This window comes from Humisphaera borealis, from assembly GCF_015169395.1.
Lineage (GTDB): Bacteria > Planctomycetota > Phycisphaerae > Tepidisphaerales > Tepidisphaeraceae > Humisphaera > Humisphaera borealis.
In genome coordinates this window covers 1,375,182-1,396,715 of the sequence record NZ_CP063458.1, presented here as the reverse complement: position 1 = coordinate 1,396,715, position 21,534 = coordinate 1,375,182, and the positions used below count along the sequence as shown (strand labels likewise).

16 protein-coding genes and 1 pseudogene are annotated in these 21,534 nt (G+C 62.8%); 7 read left to right on the top strand and 10 right to left on the bottom strand.

Features of this window, described 5'->3' with window-relative positions:
* Window positions 1-51 precede the first annotated feature (51 nt).
* Window positions 52-174 (bottom strand): hypothetical protein, encoded by a 123-nt coding sequence (locus IPV69_RS27850; RefSeq protein ID WP_390884378.1) that lies wholly within the window; start codon window positions 172-174, stop codon window positions 52-54.
* A 15-nt stretch (window positions 175-189) separates the two neighbouring features.
* Between IPV69_RS27850 and IPV69_RS27845 the strand changes: the two are divergent.
* A pseudogene (locus IPV69_RS27845) lies at window positions 190-585 on the top strand (GAF domain-containing protein); the annotation flags it as partial.
* Window positions 586-693: 108 nt separating this feature from the next.
* On the top strand, window positions 694-1,422 hold the full coding sequence (locus IPV69_RS27140; protein WP_241179969.1) for a PP2C family protein-serine/threonine phosphatase: 729 nt from the start codon (window positions 694-696) through the stop codon (window positions 1,420-1,422).
* A gap of 16 nt (window positions 1,423-1,438) precedes the next feature.
* Here the strand turns inward: IPV69_RS27140 and IPV69_RS05165 are convergent, their stop codons facing one another.
* Complete coding sequence (locus IPV69_RS05165; RefSeq protein ID WP_206293850.1) at window positions 1,439-2,134, bottom strand: hypothetical protein; 696 nt, start codon at window positions 2,132-2,134, stop codon at window positions 1,439-1,441.
* A 154-nt stretch (window positions 2,135-2,288) separates the two neighbouring features.
* Between IPV69_RS05165 and IPV69_RS05160 the strand changes: the two genes are divergently transcribed.
* Window positions 2,289-3,452 carry a hypothetical protein gene (locus tag IPV69_RS05160; RefSeq protein ID WP_206293849.1) on the top strand — a complete coding sequence of 388 codons (1,164 nt, stop codon included), beginning with the start codon at window positions 2,289-2,291 and terminating at the stop codon, window positions 3,450-3,452.
* A 23-nt stretch (window positions 3,453-3,475) separates the two neighbouring features.
* Here the strand turns inward: IPV69_RS05160 and IPV69_RS05155 are convergent, their stop codons facing one another.
* Both IPV69_RS05155 and IPV69_RS05150 read right to left on the bottom strand, forming a co-directional pair.
* Entirely contained in the window at window positions 3,476-4,141 is a 666-nt protein-coding gene (locus tag IPV69_RS05155) for a DUF4261 domain-containing protein (RefSeq protein WP_206293848.1), read from the bottom strand.
* 432 nt (window positions 4,142-4,573) lie between these two features.
* Window positions 4,574-5,869 carry an adenylosuccinate synthase gene (locus IPV69_RS05150; RefSeq protein ID WP_206293847.1) on the bottom strand — a complete coding sequence of 432 codons (1,296 nt, stop codon included), beginning with the start codon at window positions 5,867-5,869 and terminating at the stop codon, window positions 4,574-4,576.
* Between the two features lie 170 nt (window positions 5,870-6,039).
* On the opposite strand from IPV69_RS05150, the gene IPV69_RS05145 reads away from it, so the two are divergent.
* A complete protein-coding gene (locus tag IPV69_RS05145) occupies window positions 6,040-6,720 on the top strand; it encodes a hypothetical protein (RefSeq protein WP_206293846.1) in 681 nt (226 codons plus the stop codon).
* A gap of 442 nt (window positions 6,721-7,162) precedes the next feature.
* Window positions 7,163-8,884, top strand: coding sequence for a polysaccharide biosynthesis/export family protein (locus IPV69_RS05140; RefSeq protein WP_206293845.1), 1,722 nt, complete (start codon window positions 7,163-7,165; stop codon window positions 8,882-8,884).
* A 505-nt stretch (window positions 8,885-9,389) separates the two neighbouring features.
* On the opposite strand, the gene IPV69_RS05135 is transcribed toward IPV69_RS05140, so the two are convergent.
* The 6 genes from IPV69_RS05135 to IPV69_RS05110 all read right to left on the bottom strand — a co-directional run bounded on the left by IPV69_RS05135 (window position 9,390) and on the right by IPV69_RS05110 (window position 19,403).
* Window positions 9,390-10,946 carry an MFS transporter gene (locus tag IPV69_RS05135; protein ID WP_206293844.1) on the bottom strand — a complete coding sequence of 519 codons (1,557 nt, stop codon included), beginning with the start codon at window positions 10,944-10,946 and terminating at the stop codon, window positions 9,390-9,392.
* A 560-nt stretch (window positions 10,947-11,506) separates the two neighbouring features.
* Window positions 11,507-14,974 carry a hypothetical protein gene (locus IPV69_RS05130; protein ID WP_206293843.1) on the bottom strand — a complete coding sequence of 1,156 codons (3,468 nt, stop codon included), beginning with the start codon at window positions 14,972-14,974 and terminating at the stop codon, window positions 11,507-11,509.
* Between the two features lie 805 nt (window positions 14,975-15,779).
* Window positions 15,780-15,998 carry a hypothetical protein gene (locus IPV69_RS05125; RefSeq protein WP_206293842.1) on the bottom strand — a complete coding sequence of 73 codons (219 nt, stop codon included), beginning with the start codon at window positions 15,996-15,998 and terminating at the stop codon, window positions 15,780-15,782.
* Window positions 15,999-16,204: 206 nt separating this feature from the next.
* Entirely contained in the window at window positions 16,205-16,771 is a 567-nt protein-coding gene (idi, locus tag IPV69_RS05120) for an isopentenyl-diphosphate Delta-isomerase (protein ID WP_206293841.1), read from the bottom strand.
* 58 nt (window positions 16,772-16,829) lie between these two features.
* A complete protein-coding gene (locus IPV69_RS05115; RefSeq protein WP_206293840.1) occupies window positions 16,830-18,386 on the bottom strand; it encodes a hypothetical protein in 1,557 nt (518 codons plus the stop codon).
* Window positions 18,387-18,596: 210 nt separating this feature from the next.
* Complete coding sequence (locus tag IPV69_RS05110) at window positions 18,597-19,403, bottom strand: glycosyltransferase family 2 protein (RefSeq protein ID WP_206293839.1); 807 nt, start codon at window positions 19,401-19,403, stop codon at window positions 18,597-18,599.
* A gap of 359 nt (window positions 19,404-19,762) precedes the next feature.
* Here IPV69_RS05110 and IPV69_RS05105 point away from each other — a divergent pair, with 359 nt between their 5' ends.
* Together IPV69_RS05105 and IPV69_RS05100 are read left to right on the top strand one after the other, a co-directional pair.
* Entirely contained in the window at window positions 19,763-20,620 is an 858-nt protein-coding gene (locus IPV69_RS05105) for a tetratricopeptide repeat protein (RefSeq protein ID WP_206293838.1), read from the top strand.
* 141 nt (window positions 20,621-20,761) lie between these two features.
* Window positions 20,762-21,514: an RluA family pseudouridine synthase gene (locus tag IPV69_RS05100; protein ID WP_206293837.1), complete on the top strand. Its 753-nt coding sequence runs from the start codon at window positions 20,762-20,764 to the stop codon at window positions 21,512-21,514.
* Window positions 21,515-21,534 lie beyond the last annotated feature (20 nt).

The window sequence follows — 21,534 nt, the reverse complement described above, 5'->3', positions numbered from 1 at the left end:
TTTCCGTTACCGGGCTGGTGGGATGTGCAGTTGAAAACTCCCAATCCGCGCTCAGACACGCTCGACCCTCAGCCGGGTCATGAAGAGGAACTGCGCGCAGACGTACCCGCCACCCCAGTAGATGGTCGGCGTCATGGGCGGGTGGAAACGGCCACTGCCGAAGACGTTGCCCATGTCACCGATACGCAGATGAGGATGATCCTCGATCTGTCCCGGATGCTCGCCGTCCCGACGGATCTGGACACGCTTCTGTGCAAAATCGCCGAGTACGCCACGCAACTGCTCCACTGCGAACGCGCGAGCATCTTCCTTCACGACCCGGCGACGCAGCAACTCTGGACCAAGGTCGCAATCGGCAGCAATGAAATCCGTGTCCCGTGCACGGCCGGCATCGTCGGCGCCGCCTTCAGCGGTAACTGCATGGTACACGTTGCCAAACCCTACGAAGATCACCGATTCAATCCAGAGTTCGATCGAAAGACCGGCTTTCTGACCAGAAACCTCCTTTCCGTTCCGATGGCTGATCTGGACGGAAGGGCGATGGGCGTTGTGCAGGCGGTCAATAAAAAGGGTGGGGCGTTCGGGGAACAGGACGAGTCCCTGGTTCGCCTCCTCGCCGAGCAAGCTGGCATTGCACTTCAGCGCCACACGCTCCAGCTACAGGCGATCGAAGCCCTGGCTCTGAAGCACGAGATGGATCTGGCCCGCCGCACCCAGCAGGCACTGATCCCGAAAGAGCCGCCGAGCGTGCCCGGCCTGCTCTGTGCCGGTTGGACGCTTCCCGCGAGCGTAACCGGTGGCGACTGCTTCGACCTCTGGGCGTTGCCGGATGGTCGACTGGGCATCCTGCTGGCGGATGCAAGTGGTCACGGCCTGGGACCAGCGCTGGTCGTCTCGCAGGCCCGGACACTAGTGCGTGCGCTATCGGAACTGATCACCGACCCACACGAGTTGCTCGTCCACGTGAATGCCCGCCTTGCCGACGACCTGGACTGGGGGCAATTCGTCACCGCGTTTCTGGGCTTCCTGTCGCCCGACGGAACCCTGCAGTGGAGCAGCGCCGGACACGGACCGTTGCTGGTTCGACGTTCACCCGAACTGCCGCTCGAGCAGCTCGACCCTCCGGTTCAGCCTCTCGGAGTCGTCCTCAAGTGGTTCGATGGCGCCCCGCCCCCGGTCACCATTGAGCCCGGTGGACAACTGATCCTGACCAGCGACGGCATCTTCGAGGCCGCCGATCCGAGTGGCGAACAGATGGGCCTTGAGCGCATGTCCGAGGTCGCCGACCGCTATCGCCGTGCGAGCCCCGAGGAGCTGCTGGGTGCCCTTCAGAAGTACGCGAAGGATTGGTCCAACGGCGAAGACCCGTTGGACGACCAGACGGCCGTCATCGTTCAGCGCGCGGCGGCCAGCCCGTCTTAAGAGCTCCATACCTCTGTCACACATTTGATAGGAAAACGCGTTCGGCGTTTCGGACCTGCTGTACAAACGCAGCGCCCTCCTCCACTTCGCCAAGCAATGCGGTCAAATGCTCCAGCCTCATTCGTGCGTCGGCGTCTTGAGGATCCTGAATCACCGAAACCAGCGAAGCGAACGCTTTTCCAAGTGCCTCATCTGCGGGACTGGCGGCGATGGCAGCGTGTGCAGCCGCCCGTTCGTAATGATCGCGGGCCAGCGCATACTGCTTGCGACACAGTTCGTGCCCGGCAAGCATCCAAAGCCCTCGGCTCATGGGGAGTTCGCCCTTTTGCAGTTCGCGCGCCAAGCGAACGTTCAACCTGGCCGCGTCGTATCCCGCGGCGATGCTCCCGGTGTCACAGGCGATTCCTGCCTCATCCCATCCTGGCCAGGTGAAAGATGCCAGGTTGTAGGCGAGCGATTTAGCCTTACCGCGCAGCTCTGCCTGCCGCACGGAATCGCCATCCGGTAATCGAACGGCCGCATTAAGCCCGCAGTGAATACCGGCCCGGCACAGTGCCACCGTAACCACCAGGTCCTTCCGCACCCAGTAGGCCTCGTTGACGGCATCGGCATAGAGTTTCAGAGCGGCTGCGTCATCGGTCATCCCTGCCATCCGCTCGATCACGCGTCCGCTGTCCTGTCCCGCCAATTCCAGTAGTTCTGCGACGGTCATCAAACCTCCAGCCCGGCAGTACGACCAACGGTCGTGGTGAGCGTTGCATGTATCATCCCCGCGTCAAAACGCTTCACGCTGATGCGAACAGTAATATGCAACCTGACAGTCCGTTGAATCTGCAGTGAGCCATGTCGGGGGCAAGGAGAATTGGATGCGTCAAATCGCTCGCCTCGGCACAAGCATCGTGCTCATAACCACTATTACAGTTGCCGTTGGCGACTTCGTCATGGCGTGGGCACAGACGCCGGCGACCAAACCCGCCGGCGCGATCGACTTCAACAGGGCGCGTGTGCTACTCCGGAAATCGGAGCAGGGTGAGAAGCTCACGCCCGAAGAGCAAGCGTATCTGGACCGCGCCCGCGAGGCACGACGTCAGTCACAACAGCCTGCCGCGCGAGCGAATGTATCGCCGAGGGAGTCCACGGGCCTTGTGCCTTTGCCAGAGCTTGTGGGGACGCAACGCTACAACGGCTTTGAGGGTGGGCTTTACGGCCACGGGATGAACGAACCGCCCGCGGCCCACGCGAAACTCGCCTTGGCGGCCGCCGCACAGATCCGGCCGCTCGACGTTGACGGCAAGCCCGACGCCAAGGTTGGACGTGTCGTGCTGATGTCGATCGGCATGTCAAACACGACACAGGAGTTCTCCCGTTTCAAGGAGCTCGCGGACGGTGACAAAGACGTTTCTCCGTCGCTCACGATCGTTGATGCGGCCCAGGGCGGGCGGGCCGCAGACGACTGGACGGATGCGAAAATGCCAACCTACGACGAGGCCGCACGACGGTTGTCGGCGGCGAAGGTTTCTGCAAACCAGGTGCAGGCCGTTTGGATCAAGCAGGCACGCAAGGGCCCGGGAACGCTTGGTGCCTTTCCGCAACATGCCAAGGTGTTGCAGGACGATCTCGAAAACATTCTGCGCGCCGCCAGGAAGCGTTATCCGAACCTGAAACTCGCGTTCCTCAGCAGTCGGATCTATGCCGGGTACGCCAAGTCCGCTCTGAACCCCGAGCCCTTCGCCTATGAAGGGGCGTTTTCCGTGCAATGGGCGATCGCCAAGCAGGCGGTCGGCGACCCTGAATTGAATTGCGATCCTGGCAAAGGGGAAGTGATTGCACCCGTGGCTGTCTGGGGTGCGTATCTCTGGGCCGACGGCACGAAGGGGCGTAAAGCCGACGGGTTAATCTACCAGGCGGACGACCTGGGCCCGGACGGCACACATCCCAGCAACAATGGCCGACAGAAGGTCGCCGAGACGCTTCTCAAGTTCTTCAAATCCGACACGTATTGCAAAAACTGGTTCCTGCGCAACGGTTAAGAGTCGCGGCAGCTCAGCCGCTATCATGCAGCATGCACCGAGTAATCCGGCCCGGGATCGAAGTCGAACACCGGCCGCGCCGGTTCGACCAGTGCTTTGCCGCGTCGCGCCGTCCACTCCGTGCCACGGGTGGGACCTTCGATCGTTTCACCTTCGTCCACCAGTGCTCCATTACGAAGTGTGTAGAGCGCGACGGCATACAGATGCGCCGCGACGCGCGACGGCTCCATCCCGTGGAAGAGCACCTGCATATCCGGCAATCCGAGTGACGCCAGCCCCAGCGTGTCCATCAACAGGTCATCGTCGCTGCGGGCAATTCGAAACATGCGAACGTTGATCGCGGCCTGAGGCAACGCATCGACGCTGTTCGAACCCGATGCCTTGAGCAGTGCCGCGGGATCAACCAGTTTGCCGGCGGGTTTCCAATGGATCGCGACGGGACGTGCGGCTTCGATGATGCCGAGGACGACTGCTTCAAACAATGCAAGCCGCTCGCGGGCAGGCAGGTCTTTGGCCAGCAGATCGGACACAACAACGCGCCGGGTCGACATGGCAAGTGCTTCGACCGCCGCATCCCAGTCGCGCGTTTGCGACAGGGATTCATGCAGCGAGCCCACGTTGACCACCGCCTCACTCGGCATGACGACAGTGCGCGCGGGCACGGAGGTCGGTCCGCCGTCGGCGTGCATCTCGATCGGTACAGGGTGGTCTTTGTGGGAGATCAGGATTGGCGGCCTGCCGCCGGAGTCGGCGGCCTCGGCCTGTGGACAGAAATTACGGACTCGTTTCGAAAGAAGATCGGCGTCCAGCGGCGGGGACTGTGGGTACAAGAACTCGACGCTGTAAGGCACCCCAATCGAGGCAAACGGCCCGTCTGACAGTCCATCTCTGCTCATGCGCGAAGACTCCCGGTTCCTCGCCTACCACCGCCCGTGGTTGTCCGCGACCAATGTACATCGGCGCGAAGGCCCTGCAATCCCCAGGAGACCTTGCGCCAGCTCTTTAAACTATACGATGCCGACGGGATCGTTGTGCGTTAATTGACGTTCACCAGTGAGACCACGAAGCCGCAGCTTCTTATGCTCTCGCAGGGGAGATGGAAATCCGCGATCCCGGGAATCTCAACGGATCAGCGTAGCTGTCCGTTCCGGTCCCACGCTAACCATCCGAATCGGCGCTCCGACCAGCTTTTCGAGAGCCTGCACATACGACTTCGCTTCAGGCGGCAGGTCTTCCCAGCGGCGGACTTGCGAGATGTCCTGCTTCCAGCCGGGGAAGGTTTCGTAGATAGGCTCGACTTCCGCCAGCACGTCCATGTCGGCGCGGAAGAAGTCCTGCCGGATGCCCTTGTGCATGTAGCCGGTGCAGACCTTCACCTGCTCCAGACCCGAGAGCACATCGAGCAGCGTGAGCGCGATGTGGGTGATGCCGCAAAGCTCGACCGAGTAGCGGACGGCCATTGCATCGAACCAGCCACAGCGGCGGGGACGGCGTGTCGTGGTGCCGTACTCGTTGCCGCGCTCGCGGATGTACTGCCCCGTGGCGTTTTCCTGCTCGGTGGGGAACGGACCGCCGCCCACGCGGGTGCTGTACGCCTTCATGATGCCGAAGAAGTTCTTGACCGTCTGCGGCGGAACACCTGCCCCGGTGTAGAGGCCCAGCGCCGAGCAATTGCTGCTCGTGACGTACGGATAGGTGCCATGATCGACGTCAAGCAGGACGGCGTGCGCGCCTTCGAACACGATCCGCTTGCCTTCCTTCGCATAGCCGATCAGCAGGTGGCCGACGTCATCGACGTAGGGCTCAATCCGCTTGCCGAACGCACGGTACTGCTCGAACGTTTCGCGCCAATTCAGCGGCGGGGCGTCGTACAACGCCTTGAACACCGTGTTACGGTCGGTGATCACGCGCTCCAGCCGTTCCTTGAGCCGCTCTTCGTGCAGAAGGTCGGCGACGCGGAACGCGGTGGTGCGGTGCATCTTGTCGGCGTACGCCGGGCCGATGCCGCGCTTGGTCGTGCCGATACCGCCGGCTCCCGCCTTGGCCTCGCGGGCGGCGTCTTCGAGCTGGTGGTACGGCATCACCAGATGTGCTTTGTAACTCACGCGGAGGTTGGCCGGAGAGATCGGGACGCCGCGTGCCACCATCTCGTCGATCTCTTTGAAGAGCACGACTGGATCGAGCACCACGCCGTTGCCGATCAGGCTCATCACACCCGGGCGGAAAACGCCGACGGGAAGCAGGTGGGTCGCATACTTTTCGTTGCCGATGCGAACGGAATGGCCGGCGTTGGCACCGCCGCAATATCGGGCAACGACCTCCGCATTCTCGGTGAGGAAGTCGACAATCTTGCCTTTGCCTTCGTCGCCCCATTGCAGACCGACAACGCAGGTATTTCCGTCGAGAAACTCAGACACGTTGGATCGCCTTTCGGATGAGCCTCGGCGCGGCCTCTGCCTGCGCCAAGTGGGCGAAGCTAGGGGTATGTTCAAGGGCTGTCAAGCCGTTGTGTATCGGCTATCGTTGAACACGCTGTTGCTGATCCGCCCGTGTATCGCACACAAGTTGTTTCACAAACGGTAGTCCCATGTCGCAAACGGAACTGACGGCCGAAAAAACGTCGCTTCGCAAGCAGGTCCAAGACCTGCTTGTTGCGGAAGATCGAATGAGTCTCGCCGGGTCGCTGGGTATGTTTCTGGTCGGTCTTGCCTGGTGCCTGGGCGTGGGCATTGTCCTGGCAAGCCTCTTGTGGTTCGTCGTTCCGCTGGGTTGGTCATGGATTCGATGGTTCGGAATCTACTGGCTCGTCCTGATCCCGCTTCTGGTCTGGCACGAGCGAAAGAACCGCAAGGACTACGTCGTTCGATCGCTGACCGAAGACGACGGGACGCCATACACCGCCGGCGAGGCGGCTTCGGACTCGATTAAGTTACAGGCCGCTGGGTTTGCGATGCTGCTGACGTGGGGTCCCCGGCAGTTGCTCGACGGTTTCGCCGCGATCCGCGGCCGAAAGAGCGGCGACCGATCGGCACGATTCAAACGCGCCGCTCAAGCCGTCCTGGAGTTGGGCAAGTATTCCAGCGGCGTCGAGATCAAACAGATCATGCGTCCACCTGAAAACATGCCCGTCTTTATCGCCGCGCTCGACTGGCTCGACAAGCACGACTACATCGGCCGCAGCAGCGACGGTGAACGCTTGTGGCTCAGCACCATCGGACGCAAGAAACTGACCGACAAGGGCGTCGTACTGAAAATCGTCCTCGTATAGGTACCGCGGAGTTGCGTTATCCCATCAGGCGGCCTAACGCGACGTCCGATAAGCCGGCAATGCGAGATTCGGTCCGTTCGATCATTACACTCGTTACCGGCGGATAGCCGATCAGAAGGGTAGCGGGCTATAAGTCGTGTTCGCACTGGTTTTTGCTTGCAGTCATTCGGCCGCGACCCGATGTTGATCTGAGCCCGGCGCACTTTCCGCGACCACCGATACGTCTATTTGCGTTGAGATGGGGTTTGCGGCAAGATGCGAGGTACGTGGCGGGCCGGTCCAAGGGCTGGACGAGCCTCCCGGCGGAGGTCGCCCGCGCGTCGTCGTCTGACTTTCATTCTGACGCCGGACTTACGTCGGCTTGTCCTTCGAACGGACAACCGCTGCAGTTGTGAACGAAGCCTTGTGTGTGGATCGAAAAAGGGACTGAAAGGAGCACGCCTTGCGTTTTCTCCCCGAGAATCTGAATCGGAAAGCCGGTCGGCTGGCGGTGTGTGTGGCGTTGACGGGCTTTGCGGCCGTCGGCGGTTGCACCAACCCGCAGGTCAACAGCTTCAACATTCTGGACACCAAGTCCTGGATCGACCCCAGCGAACTGGCCGGCCGCGTCAATAAAAAGACGATGATCGTGCCGATCCTGAATCAGGTCGATCCGGCGATCGAAGAGCCCAACCGCGACTTCGTCACCGCGCAGCCGCCCACGCAGGACGACCTGCTGGTTAAGGCGTCGGATTACGTCATCAGCAAGAACGACTTGCTGCAGATCGAAATCAGCGACCTCAACGGCCCGGGAACGATCACCACCAAGACCAGCCGCGTGTCCGAGAGCGGCAGCATTTCGATGCCGTTCGTCGGCCAGCTCAAGGCCGAGGGCAAGACCGAATACGAGATGGAGCAGGCGATCATCGAGGCGTACAAAGGCGCCAAGATCATCGAACGCGCCCAGGTGACGGTAGCCGTTGTCGAACGCCGCGGTGCAGTCATCAGCATCCTCGGTGCCGTCAACGGACCAGGCCAGTACGCACTGGTCGACCCCGACTTCCGCGTGCTCGACGCCCTGACCCTCGCCCGTGACACCGCGTCTCCGCTGGTGACCGACCTCTACATCATCCGTCGAACCGACGGCCGAGGCGCCGGCAAGACCGACATGACCCCGCCGGTCGATGGCGGCCAGTCGAAGCCCAAGCCCGCAGGCGGCGGCGTGGAAGACATCAAGCCCCAGGGCATGGTGCCGACCTCGCCCCGTTTTGGCGCGATCCAGCCGACCGCTCCGGCGGCGGCTCGGATGCCGATCGGGCCGGTTACCGCATCGGAAGCCACCAAGTTCGGAACCACCGTCCGCTCCGTCAACACGGGCGCACCGCTGCTGATGGCCGAACAGTTCCCCGAGCTCGCTCAGGCCACGGGTGGCAACTCTGACGAGAAGGGCCGATTTATTTACGTTGACGGCAAGAAGGTCTACATCGGCGACGCAACGCCGGCCGCCGGCGCGGGCGCACCGACGCCTGCTCCAACTCCCGCCCCGACCCCGGCACCGGAACCAGCTCCCGTGCCGTCGCCGACCCCTGCCCCGGCTCCGACGCCCGCACCGACTCCCGCGGCCGAACCCGCCGCCCCGGCTACACCGGCCGCTGCCGAACCCGGCACCAGCTTCAAGGGTTTCAAAGATCTTTCGGCTCCGGAGAACGTCCGAATCATCCACATCCCGCTGGAACGGCTGCGTAACGGCGAACTTCAGTACAACGTCGTCATCAAGCCGAAGGACATGATCATTGTCCAGAACCTGCCGCTGGGTGAATACTACGTCGGCGGTCACGTCGGCTCGCCTGGTGCCTACACGCTGTCGCAGCGTCGCATCACGCTGAAGCAGGCGATCATCGCCGCCCGCATGCTCGACCAGTTGGCAATCCCGGAACGCACGGACATCATCCGCCGCCTGCCGGGCAACAAGGAAGTCTTCGTCCGCATCAACCTCGCCGCGATCTTCGACGGCTCGGCCCCGGACCTGTACCTGAAGCCCGACGACCAGGTGCTGGTCGGCACCAACGCGCTGGCGCCGTTCATCGCCGCCATCCGTGGTGCATTCCGCTTCACCTACGGCTTCGGCTTCCTGTACGACAGGAACTTCGCTTCTGAAGAGAACAATTCGACAGGCGGTAACTGATCGCGGTCACACGCGACGGTTGATTCGCCTTCGAACGACAACGACCCGGGCCGGCCAATGAACTTGGCCGGCCTGGGTTATTTCATGCACATCGCTGTAGCCCGGATAAGGCACCACGGTGGAAACGGGGTGAAAGCGATTGACGGGCGTGTACGCAGGCCCAGGGGGCCGTCATCTGCCGCCCGTGGCATCGGTATGGGACGACCTGGCCCCCACGCGGTCAAGGCCTGAATGGGCCGCCATGTACGCCGTTCGATATCCCGGCCATTCAGGCCTGTTACTGTTGGGCCGACCCAATCCCAGGGCGTTGCCCTGGGCTATCGGATCTAGGTCGGGCCTGTTGGCGCCGACGTCACTTTTCATCAAGTTGGTGAGAAACCGACGGCCCTTTTGATGAACGCCGTGATGAGCAGAGAACTCTTGAAGGCCAAGCCGGCCGAACCGGCCAATCCCCAGATAGAGCGCTAGCGTCAGACCTGAGCGGAACCGCGGTTGATCAGACGGCTCATGCCGCCGAGCGCACGTCGGCTGGCTCCTCCGGGCGTATCGTAGCGCATACCGCCGGCAGCGTGGGCGTTCGAACATCCTGGCGGCTGTCGAATGCCAATCGGTCGCGAATACCCGTGGCGGAGTAGCGGATGATGAAACGCAACGTCTGTCCGACGGACTTCGCTGCCGGCTCGACGATCAGGGGAGCGAGCACGATCAGCGCGGCCGCGCGCATCAGGCCACTGAGAGCAAACAGTGCATCGTAGAAGTCCAGCGCGCCAAAGGCAGCGAACGGCTGCCAGTGCCAGTCCGCAAGCGCCGTCGCGACCAAGCCGGCGATCAGCCCGCCGCCGCAGCCGGCCAGGTTGATGACCACCGTGTTGACGGCGTGATAGCCACTGCCGCCGCCCGTCTCAGCACGACCGCCGGCATCTAGCACGCCGTTAAAGTTGGCGACTTCGATGCCGGTCCAGAGGGCCGATCCGCCGGCAAAAAGGACGTAGCCAAGCCACGCCATTCCGGTGCCACCCTGTCCCATGGCACACCATCCGAACCCCATGGGAATCAAACCGAGGCCAGCGATCATCAATAGAGGCTTTCGCCCCATGCGGTCCACCGCCGCGCCCCAGGCAGGCAGCATGGCCAGCTGAAGGAGCATTGGCGCAACCAGGAGCATCAGTTGCACCTGAACCTGCCCAACACCCAGGCGGTCAATCACATAAACCATCGCGAACTGGTTCGTGAAACCGACGGTGAAGTTGATCGCCCCGACGAAGAGCGACATCGTCATGAACGGCCGGTCCTTCAGCGGTACCGCGATCGATTGGAGCAGGCTCGAGCCGGTCACCACCGGGCGAGGGGTATGCGGCAGGGGGCGGAAAAGCGCAATGTCCGCAATCCCGAAGAACGCCGTCACGCCGATCAGAACCGCCGTCCAGAACACCACTGCCGATACCCCCGGCAGCGGCGACGACGCCGACGGCACGCCGGCGAGATACTCCAGCCCCCAGCCGGTGGCCAGGGCAGCGGGGACGGCTGAAACGATTCCCCACTGACGCCGCTTGGAAAAGTAAGACCCGCGAATCCGCTTTGGTACGACATCCGCCATCCAGCTTACCCACGACGGGCTGCCGGCGGCGCCGACGGCGTGCATCAGGAACATCAACACCAACAGAACGGACACCGCGACCGAAGCGCCTTGCGAACCCTTGAGCCACAACAGCAGCACCGGGACTGCCGCAACCCCGAAGCAGAGCCCTCGCTGGATGTAAAACGCATTGAGAAAGATCGACTTACGACCGCCATGCCGTTCGGCGAACAGGCTCCCGGGAAGGCTGAACAATGCGGCGACGTACGGAATCGCGGCGAGCAAGCCGAACTGGAAATAGCTCGCCCCGAGTCCCTTGGCGAAGGCAACGATCGGAGCCCCGGTGATAACGTTGAACCAGATCGCACCGAACATCCACGCGACCGTGACGCGCGTCAGACTTCGCCGCAGGGGCCAGGCTTCGGCGCCCCGGGCACAACTAATGGCCGCAGGCTCAGGACGCGATTCGAGAGTCGTGGCAGACATAGGCAAAGGACAAGTCCGAGAAAATCGAAGCGGGGGTCTTACCGCATAACATCTGCGGCGTCCAATCCGCCTCCTCAGGCATCTTCATCGTCCGCAAACCCGCGTTTCTTGGGGAGGAATCGACTGCCGCCGGATTCCGACCAACGCCGAGCCCCGGAAATCCACCACGGGGCCCATCATCTGGCCTCTTAGAGAGACAACGAAACCTTCGTACGGCACCAGGATTGAACGCTAAGACGCCGAGACGCCAAGAGTTGCCTTGCCTTGGATTGCGTCCTTGGCAACTTGGCGTCTTGGCGTTCATCAGTTCGATTTTCGGAGCAATTTACGGGGATGAAGACAGAGAAGAGGCTCACGAACGACTTGAGCAATTCATTCGACTCGCAGGCTGCGTAGATCACATTCGGGCAAGTGCTCCGTGATTTCTCCGTGTTCTCAGTGTCCTCCGTGGTGGTCCTGCATTCTCCGGTGAACAACGCGACCTGAAACAAGACAAGCGTCCCGGCTCGATGGTCGAGCCGGGACGCCTGGGGTATGGGATGCCTGCGATAAAGACGGCTTTAGCCGCCGACGCGGGTGTTGAGCAGGGGGAACTGTCGCTGCTCGACTTCCTTCTGGATGATGATCGTCGGCCGCACAAGGATCAGCAGGATCTGCTCGTCCTTGGCGGTCGATCGGTTGGTGAACAGCCGCTTGAGACCCGGGATCTTTGACAGCACCGGCACGCCGGCCTCTTTCTCGATCTCGCCCGACAGGGTCTGACCGCCGAGCAGCAGGGTGCCACCGTCGGGAACGCTGACGGTGGTCCGCACTTCGGTGATCTGGATTTCCGGCGTCTGGATGATACCCGTCGGAGCCGAGCCGCCGTTACCACCAATGATGATCGGCGCGCCGCCGGCCGGGTTGCTGCTGGCGTTCGTGCCGTTCTGGAAGGTGAACTCCCGAAGAGCAACCAGGGTCGCCAACTGCGGACGCAGGGTCAGCGTGACGTACTTGCGGTCGGCAGAGACGGTCGCCTGCACGTCCAGAAGCACGCCCGACTCGACGATGCTGATGGTCGGGTCGAACGAAGCGGTGTTCTGACCGACACTGGGGTTCAGATCGGAAACGTAGGCACGTTGCGTGGCAACCAGCACGTAAGCCCGCTGGCCGTTGAACAGCGTCACACGCGGCGCGGTCACCACGGTGCTGACCTGGCTCGCCTGCGTGGCGCGGAGCAACAGGTTCACCTGGAAATCATCCAGGAATGTTGCAGCCGTTGTCAGGCCCTGCGCGGTGGTGCCGATGCTTCCGGGCAGCGGCGTTGTGGGTCCGAGCGTGAAGGTCGAGCTGTCGTTGTTGACAACGATCGGGCTGATCTTTTTGCTGTTGGAACCGTTGATGTTGAAGATGAAGTCGAAGTCGAGGCCGACATCTTCCAGGAAGTTGCGCTGCACGGTGAGGAAGCGGGCTTCGACCGTGACCTGGATGCTCTTTTGCTCGCGAAGCTGCTCGAGCAGCGCCACCAGCGAGCGGTGATTCTCGGGGGTCTGCGTAACGATGAGCTGACCGGAGAGCTCCTTGATCGCGCCGACCGAGCCACCGACTTCACGCCAGGTGTCAGGGGCGACCGTTTCCTGGATGAGCTTGGTGATGTCTTCGATCAGTTCGGTGCGGCTCTTGCCGACGTCTTTATTGGCAGCACCGCTGTTGCTGCCGCTGAACAACCCGCCGCCGCCGCCACCACCACCGCCACCACCACCACCGCCGCCACCGCCTTGAGAGTTGCTGGTGCTCTGGAGGTTGAAGTCGGGGGCATCGGTGAAGTCGGGAATGTCGATGATCAGGTCGCGGATGTCGTAGACGCGGGTCAGCACGTTCTTCGACAGGTCTTCACCCGTCGAGATGCTGATGACGCCTTCGTCGATCGTGTATCCGAGCTTCGCCGTGGGGGTCGAGACGCTGTCGAGGATGATCGTCAGCGCCTTGGAGAACTTGACGTTGTACAGGCGAACAGAAACCGGGGAATTACGGTCGATGCCGGCGGCTTCGAGCGCCTTCCAGTTGACGAAGATGTTGGCGCCGCTCACGTCCCGAAGGAACTCGATGACGTCGGTAAAGCCGATGTTGTCGAGCTTGACTTCCGGCAGCTTGCGCTCGAGCTGGGCCTGGATGGCACGCTCTTCGGTACCGATCCCACGTTCCTGCGCGACGGTCTGATCGCGGATCGCGCTGATATCCGGCCAGTCGGTCGGATAGCGGAGGATGTCGTCGTACGGAATGAGCTTTTCTTCCGCCGAGTTTAACTGACGGGTCGCCTCGCGGTCGAACAGCTCGCGGTACTTGCGCTGTTCGGCGAAGTTGGCGCGGTCTTCGAGCAGGGGGCGAACGCCCTTGGCGTAATCGTTGTTCGGTTCGAGCAGGAGGATCTGGTCGGTCACGCCGATCGCTTCGCGGTACTTGCCGGCGTCAGTCAGTGCGCGGGCGGTGATGATCAGGTCGGCGACAGTCCGCTCGCGTTCCTGGATTGCCCGGGCGCGTTCGCGGGTCAGGCGTTCGACCTCGGCGATCTTGCGGGCCTCTTCGGCTTTGCGGATGGATTCGTCGCGGGTCTGGGTCAGCGCGAGGTTCATCGCCGTCAACTGATCGTTGTACGAGCGAGCCTCATCGCGGGTCAGCACGCCGGGGTTGGCGACGACGGCCGTACGTGCCGCGTTAAGCGCGGCATCGGCCTTACCGAACTCCTGCAGCGCCAGGGCGGCGTCGAAGTCCTGCTTGGCCGACTTGAAGTTGAAGTCGATTTCCTCGCGACGCTGCTTGGTCGCGCTCTCGATTCCGGTGAACGGATCGCGGCGGGCAACGTCCAGACCGAGAACCGAAGCCAGTTCATCGCGGCCGGCGAGCGCGGCCTGGTTCTCCGGATCTTTCGCAACGGCCTGCGAGTACAGGTTATAGGCTTCCTGCGTCTTGCCCTGTCCCTTGGCCTTGGTGGCCTCGGTGACGAGCACGCGGGCATCGTACGCCGCCTGCTGCTTGGCAATCGCCTCGAGCTGGGCGGTCCGACGAAGGTCGGCCTCGGGCGTGTTATCGACGACCAGGGTCTGCGGGGTTGCTTCGCCGGCAACGGGTGCGGGGGCGGGCTTGACGGCGTCGGGCGGCACAACGGCCACCGGCGGGTTCACCGCCGGCGCGGTGCCGGGTTCAGTCGGTGCGGGGACCACGGGGGCGACTGCCACCGGCGCCACCGGCGGCGTGACCGGAATCGCGGCCAGCTCGGCCTCTCGCTTGCTGATACGCTCCAGGTACACCGTCGGCGGGTCCTGGCCCAGCGGCGGCTCGTAGGCGGCCTGACCGGCGGCGGCGAAGTTCCGCTTGGCGCTGCGGTAGTCGCCGGCCTTGTATTGCTCCTTGCCGAGCAGGTATGCGACCTTGCCCGGAGAATCGTTGGCGGCGGTGCCGCTCACCAGGGCCAACTGCTCGGTTGCACGCTGGCGAGTGCCTTCATCGGCAAACGTGTTGGCGATCGCCGACTTGTACTGGGCCTGGGCTTCGACGCTGTTGCCAGCCTTGCGGGCGTCCTCGCCGGCACGGAACGCGTCGCGGGCAGCGCGACGCTGCTCGATTCCCTTATCAATCTTGCTCTTAAGGTCGAGGTAGGTCTGCAGTTCGCCCGCGGCAAGGCCGTCGGGCGTCAGGAGCGAGAGCTGGTCGGCGGCGTCCTCATAGCGGGACTGCGACAGCAGCGACTTGGCTTCGTCCAGCGTCTGCGCGGCCGGGGCGGGCTGCTGGAACGCGAACAGCGGTGTCCGCGCGGCGGGAACGGGGATGTCGTCCGCAGAAACCTGTGCCATCGCCGAGCGGAGCAACCCTGGCGGCAATGCAGCCGTTGCCGCCATGGCCAGCAGCGTCAGGCTTCGTGCCCGGGACCGGCCTGTGGCTTTGGCGGAATCCCGTGCGATGGAATCCGCTGCGCCGGAATTGGCGATCCCCGGAGTTTTGGTTCCGAGGCGAGTCTCGTCCCGATCGAGGCCGTTACCGTTGAAGAACACGGAGGTTCCTCCTGAAGCTGCGCCATTAAAACTCATCCACGCACACCCGACGGACTCGATGGGCATCCCGAGCCGGGTTCTCCCTCCGCCAACCGCCTCCTGATGCGTCATGCCGGAGGTGTCGGCGTCGTCGTTGACATCAGACTCGCAGACACCCGACCGAGCGACCGAACAGCCAACCCCGCGAAGGGCTGCAAGACGGTTTTCGGTGCCAGACGGCGATCGGCGGACAATGCTCGACGAACGTCATGCGTGGAACAACTGGACGAACAAATTTAAACAATCAAGACCAACAACCCAGAAACATTCAATCCCGCTCTACCGCGACGACCCGCCGGCTCGATTCACAGCCGGACGTTTCGCCGCGGTTCGGCATGTTCTCCGCCAAACGATCCCGCGCCAAGGGGTCGCGTCATCGAACCGGAGGCGACATCACCCAAACCCGGGCAAACCTCTAATTTCGTTTAGTGCGTTGTGCTTCGAAAACCGAAGGACAAAAGGCGGGAACTCCGCTTCCATTCACCCAGCCGAGACTGAGAAACCCTGCACAAAAACGGGGCAACTTCCGCGGTCGCCGACGCTCAGGGATCCTTCATCGACCGTAAGCGAGTGTAAGGAAACGATCTGATCGATGCAAACAAAATCGTTTTCCGACCAAAGCGCAATCCCGTCCCCGCGGTATACGCCCAATCACAGACTTCCGGGCATTTCAGTTACCGAGCGGTTTGGTCAAAGAACGGGAGCGAAACCGGCGAGCAGAGATAGCTGCTCTCTTCCATCGTCGCTGGACGTACGGCCGGCGGTACTAGGAGCCAGCCTGGCAGCACTCCAGATCGTCGGTCGCGTCGGTCAGATCGACCGCGCTAAACCGGAAAAAGCCGTCGTCGCCGAGGGTATAGGTGGCGCAGGGCAGGTAGGGTTCGACCGGACGCACGGAGATTTCCATTCCCCCGGTCACCGGGCTGGGTACGGGCAAGGTCTTTCCGTCCTGTGGACCGCCGATAAATCGGAAATGAAGTCGCATAACCACGCTCCTGTGAACAAGTCCGTCCGAACCGACCAGTCAGGATGCTCCTGAATGGACCGGCTCCAATATTGGACGAAACCGAACCCTCTGAACGATTGGGGTTATGACATGATTTGATTAGATTTGCGCTAAGACCGGCAGGCGGTATGATATATCAATGCTACGGTAGTACGTAAGCGGCTCTGCGTCCTGAGCTTACAGAACTATTTTCTGCGACAGGCGAACTCGCTCAGAACGCGATCCAACACCAGTCGAAACCACGGCGTGTAGCGGCCCGGCCGGCGGAGGATGTCGCGAAGCAGCGCCTGTGGATCCGCCCATTCCCAGTCGGCGACCTCGGTGCGACGCGGCTGGGGTGTTCCGTCAAAGTCCCCGATGAAGATGTGGTCGAGTTCGTGCTCGGTCAGACCGCTTTCGGGGTCTTCGGCACGATAGATGAAGCTGAACAGCGGTCGCAGTGGCAAATCGATGCCCAGCTCGTACCGCAGTCGAGCCCTTGCCGCCTCGGCGACAGGTTGATCACGGCGGGGATGGCTGCAGCAGGCGTTCGTCCAGAGCCCGCCGAAATGATACTTCTCCGCTGCCCTCTGCTGGAGCAGCACCCGGCCCTGGGAATCGAAGAGGAAAACCGAAAACGCGCGGTGCAGCCGACCTCCATCCTGGTGAGGCGGCAGCTTGCTGGAATAGCCAACGGGCCTGTCGAACTCGTCAACGAGAACGATCTCGTCGGTGTCAACGGGAAGCTCGCTGGGAACAATAGAGTCGTGCATAACGCGTCGGGGAGACATCCTAACCGATCATCGGGGCACGTCTAAGAACTTCCCGCCGTCAGCCGCGGATCATCCTGCCGTACGTGCCGATGAGGCTATGCAATCGGTCGGATGGCTGCAGCGCGTAGAACGTCTCTCGATCGAAGATCGCCCGCTCCTCGATCACCCGCACCGAGGCGTCTTTCAACTGCTGCTCCCATGACGCCAGTTCTGCCGAGGCAGCCGAAGCGGCGGCGAGGTCGCTGTGCATTCGCTGGAACAATTGCTGGCGTTCGGTGCTGCGTCGGGGCGCACGGACGATCGCCGACACCAGTTCCGACTTGGCATCGCCGAGCACCTGGTGTTTCAGCCGATGAAACGCCTGGAGCAGTTCCGGGAGATCCGTTCGCCGCCGGCCCGCGGCGGTCGGCCAGTAGAGCGTTGCGGTAGTGACGCAGAACCTCGGGGGATCCACGGCAAAAAACCGGGCGATGATCTCGTCGGCGACCTGGTCGTACTGTCCACCGCCAATGCCGTGGACGAACTGATCGGCCACCAGAAGCCTTAGCGTCATCGTCAGCGTGAGCGCTCGGGGTGCGAGCCGTAGTTGGTGGCGGCGAAGGAAGATCGCCAGGCGGTCGGCTGCTTCGTCGGCCGGCAGGGCGGGATCCAGTCCGAAGGCGTCTTCGCCGACAACCAGCGCCCATTGGCCGCCGGCGCGCTCGACCCAGGCGCGAACGCGCCGGCCACGCTGCAGGTCGTCGCGCCAGAAGGGGGTTTCGCAGCGGTCACCGTCCTGGTGGCCATCGGCGTCGCCGGCTTTCCCGGTTGTCGCATCACGCTTGAGCACCAGTTCCGGCATGGGTCGGCCGGGCGTCCGAATCCCGTTGCGCTCGCGGTACGACTTGAGGGCGGCGTTGTAGTCGGCGGCAAACCGGTCGGCGTGACATAGCAGGTGATGCGCGAAAGCCAGAAACTGCGGAGACGACCAGATCGGCGATGCGAGCAACGCCGAATAACGCAAACCCAGCGACCAGTCGTACTCGTGCAGCGCCGCCGTCAGTAGCTGTGGCAGGTGCTCGGCGTCGAGGGAAAATCGGCGACAGCAGTCCAGGAACGGTTGCACCCCGAGCGAGAACGGCAGGTGCTCGCTAGTGGTTGAAAGCCCGCCGGAAAGCGAAGCCAGATGTGCCGGTGTCGGCGGGGCGACAAGCTGCGCCCAATCCGCCGAGGCGGCGGCCGGGTCGTCGGTGAAGGGTTGATTGAACCCCGGGAACCGAATCGACAGATGCTTCGGCGCGTCGGTATCGACCGCGACGTGCATCGCGACACCGTCGATGGCGGACGCAGCCGCGTCGATCAGTACGTTCTTCGCCCAGACGCCCGGGTGGTGCAGTTCCGTCTGATGTCCGGTGAAAAAAGCGAGCTGTCTGTCGTCCTGGATACCTAGAAACTGGCGAAGCTGCCTGCGAAGCTCGGAGAGCGGCGTGTTCTGAATGGGCGATGCGGCCCGCGCCAGGCTCTGTTGATTCTCCCGGGCCTGTGCGATCAGCGTTCGCGGCTCGGGCCACAGCAGGACGGCACCGTCATTCTGCGGTGCCTTCCAGGCGTCGTAGCGGGAAGCGAGGTCGTCCATTGAATCGGCAATCTATCGGCAAAGCCCTGCCGAGTCTCTACAGTCGAGGCTCGACGCCCGATGCGAAGCAAGCCGGCAGCGAACATGGTTGTTCCGGGCGTTCGAACGTCGCCAAATGACTTTGCGGGATTCGGCGCTCGTGGTGCAGGCATCCCGCGTGCCATGCAGCCGGGACGACTGCACCACAACGGTGTCGATTCCCGCAATCCTCTACGCGATGCAACCACAGGCGGCCGGCACCTTGGCGGCGTCGGTCCTGACGACCCTCGCATCGACACCGTCGGTCTCGACGGCCGCCGCTTCGGCGAAGGCACCTTGCGCCGTCAACTCTGCCGACAATACGCCGAGATAGTGCCGCAGTCGGCGGCCGGCGTCATCGAGGTTGCCACCGAAGGTGCGCGTCGCGTCGTTGTAGATCAGTCTCACGGGCAGTTCGGTCAGACGAAGCCCCGCGGCGCACACCTGCGGCCACAATTGCAGCGGGAACGCGTACCCGGTTTCCGTCAGCGAAAGTTTGTTCATCGCCGAAACGCGATGGGCCTTGAAGCCACAGAACGCATCGGTAATACGCCAGTTAAAAAGCCGATTCAATAGTGCGGTGATCTTGGCGTTGATCGACTGGCGATCGGGAGGCGGAAGATCGTCAGTGGATAGCGGGCGAAGGTAGCGGGAACCGCTGATGAGGTCGTACCGATCGGATTCGATCAGCGTCTTGAACGCCGGGATCATCCGGGGCTCATGCTGCTCATCACAGTCCATGGTGATGACCCAGTCGTAGCCCTGGTGATCGGCAAAGGCAAAGGCGTCGATCAGGCTCTGGCCGTAACCCTGGTTGGTACGATGGCGGATGAGGTGGATTTCACCCGCCTGGGCAATCGTGCCGAGCACCTGGGAGGTGCCGTCCGTGCTGCCGTCGTCAACCACCAGGATGTCGTCGTGGAACGAACGGACCTTGCGCAACACCTTCTCGACGTACTTGCGTTCATTGTGAACAGGAATTGCAATCAGCAGCTTCACGCGGCGCCTTTCGGAAAACAGCACTCTGACTCGCCGGCCTGGACCAGGGTCCGGTCGGAGACCTCTGTCACCTTCAGCCATCGCGTCGGCGGGTGTTGCCGCAGAATCGACGCTCGGGATACTAGAAGTGTCTTAGCGCGGAATCAACGAGATCTTTGGCCCGGCGGCGAATGAGATGTCGCGCGGGCGTGACTAGCCGTGCCGGATCGCTAAAGTTTGCGCCGCTTGAACGGGCGTAGACCCGTTGCGGGCCGAATGTCGGTCTGTCGATGGTGCACGGCGGGTACGCAAACGCGAACATTGGCGAAAAGGGCAGCACACGCCCTGGAAATGTCGCACGGGAAACGGAAGGCAACCTTATGTCTATGAATCTGTCGAAGCGGTCCGGTGGCAAGGGTCAGAAACTGCCGTACCGCACCCTGCTGGCGATCCCATTGGGCCTGCTCGCAGCAGCTGGCTGTTCCGGCGGTGGTTCGTCGGGAGCGCCAAACACCAGGGCGGCCGGTGCCAGCGCGCTTTACGCCAAGGGCGACCAGGCTTATCAGTCCGGCGACCGCGTCGCGGCGATCAAGGACCTTGAAGCCGCCGTCGCCGCCGACCCCAAGATGCTCATGGCACGCGAGCGCCTGGGTGACGCGTACAAGGATGTCGGCCGCTACGAAGACGCGATGGTCGAGTACCGCGAGCTGGCCCGACTCGATCCTTACGGGCCGACCAGCTACTACAAGCTCGGCGTGACGCAGCAGTTGCTCGGCCGATTGGAACCCGCGGCCGAGAACTATCAGAAGTCGCTCAAGCTCGATTCCCGCGAGTGGCGCAGCCGCATGAACCTGGGCCTGGTACGCCTGGCGCAGGGCAAGGTCGACGAAGCAGTCAAGGCGACCAAGCTCGCCACCGAGGCTGCCCCGAAGGAAGCCGACGCCTGGAGCAATTACGGCGTCGCGCTCGACGCCGGCGGCAATCCCGCCGATGCCGAGCAGGCCTACCGCATGGCGTTGACCCTTGCGGCGAACCAGCCGGGCACCATGCTCAACCTCAGCCAGAGCCTGCTGGCACAGAAGAAGTATGATCAGGTGTTGCCGGTGGTCGCCGAGGTGGTCAAGATCGAGGACTCGACCATGGCCCGGCGGATCTACGGTGATGCCCTCAAGGGGCAGGGAAAGACGGCCGAAGCCGACGAGCAGTACAAGAAGGCCGAGGCGCTCCGCGGGAAGTAACCCGCCGTCGCGTCCGGGCGATCGCGGACCTGCGCAGCTTGACTTACATCGACGCTGGGTCCGCGGTCGCCTCTGGAGTGGAGGCACCGCGGTTCGATGCCGATCCAGCCTTCCTTTTGACGGTGATCAGAACCTCCCGCATTGCGAACCCCGCCCCTGGAAATTCTCCGCCGCACCGACGACTGGGTCGCCGTCTCCAAGCCGGCAGGCCTCGCCGTGATTCCCGGTCGGGCTGAAACCGACAGCGTGCTCGAAGCATTGGGGCGTCAACTTGGACTTCCCTCGACCGGCTCAGCCGACCCGCGCGTTCGGGTCGTCCATCGTCTGGACAAGGAAACCACCGGCGTTCTGCTGTACGCCTTGAACACCGCCGCCCAGCGACACTTCTGTCACCAGTTCCAGAACAACACGATTCAGAAGCAGTACCTCGCGATCGTTGTCGGTCGGGTCGAACAGGACGAAGGGGACATCCAGACCCAGATCGGCGAGCATCCCGGCAGCGCCCTGAAGATGGCAGTCGTTCGGCATGGCGGGCGGCCGGCTCGGACGCTCTTCCGCGTCGAGCAACGCTATCGCCAGTTCTCGCTGGTTCGGCTGTTCCCCAAGACGGGTAAAACCCATCAGATCCGCGTTCATATGGCCCATCTCGGCCATCCGCTGGCGATCGACCACCTCTACTACGCCGGCCGGAACACCGACGGCCTCTTCCTGAGCCGTTTCAAGCGCGACTACCGGCCGACACGGGGCGACGACGAACGACCACTCATCAGCCGGCTGCCTTTGCACGCCGAGTCGCTGGCGTTCACGGATTTGAACGGAGAGCTGGTCACCTTGACCGCGCCGCCGCCAAAAGACATGCGGGCGGCAATCAATATGCTCACAAAGCACGGATAGGGACGGAACCCGCAAGTGGG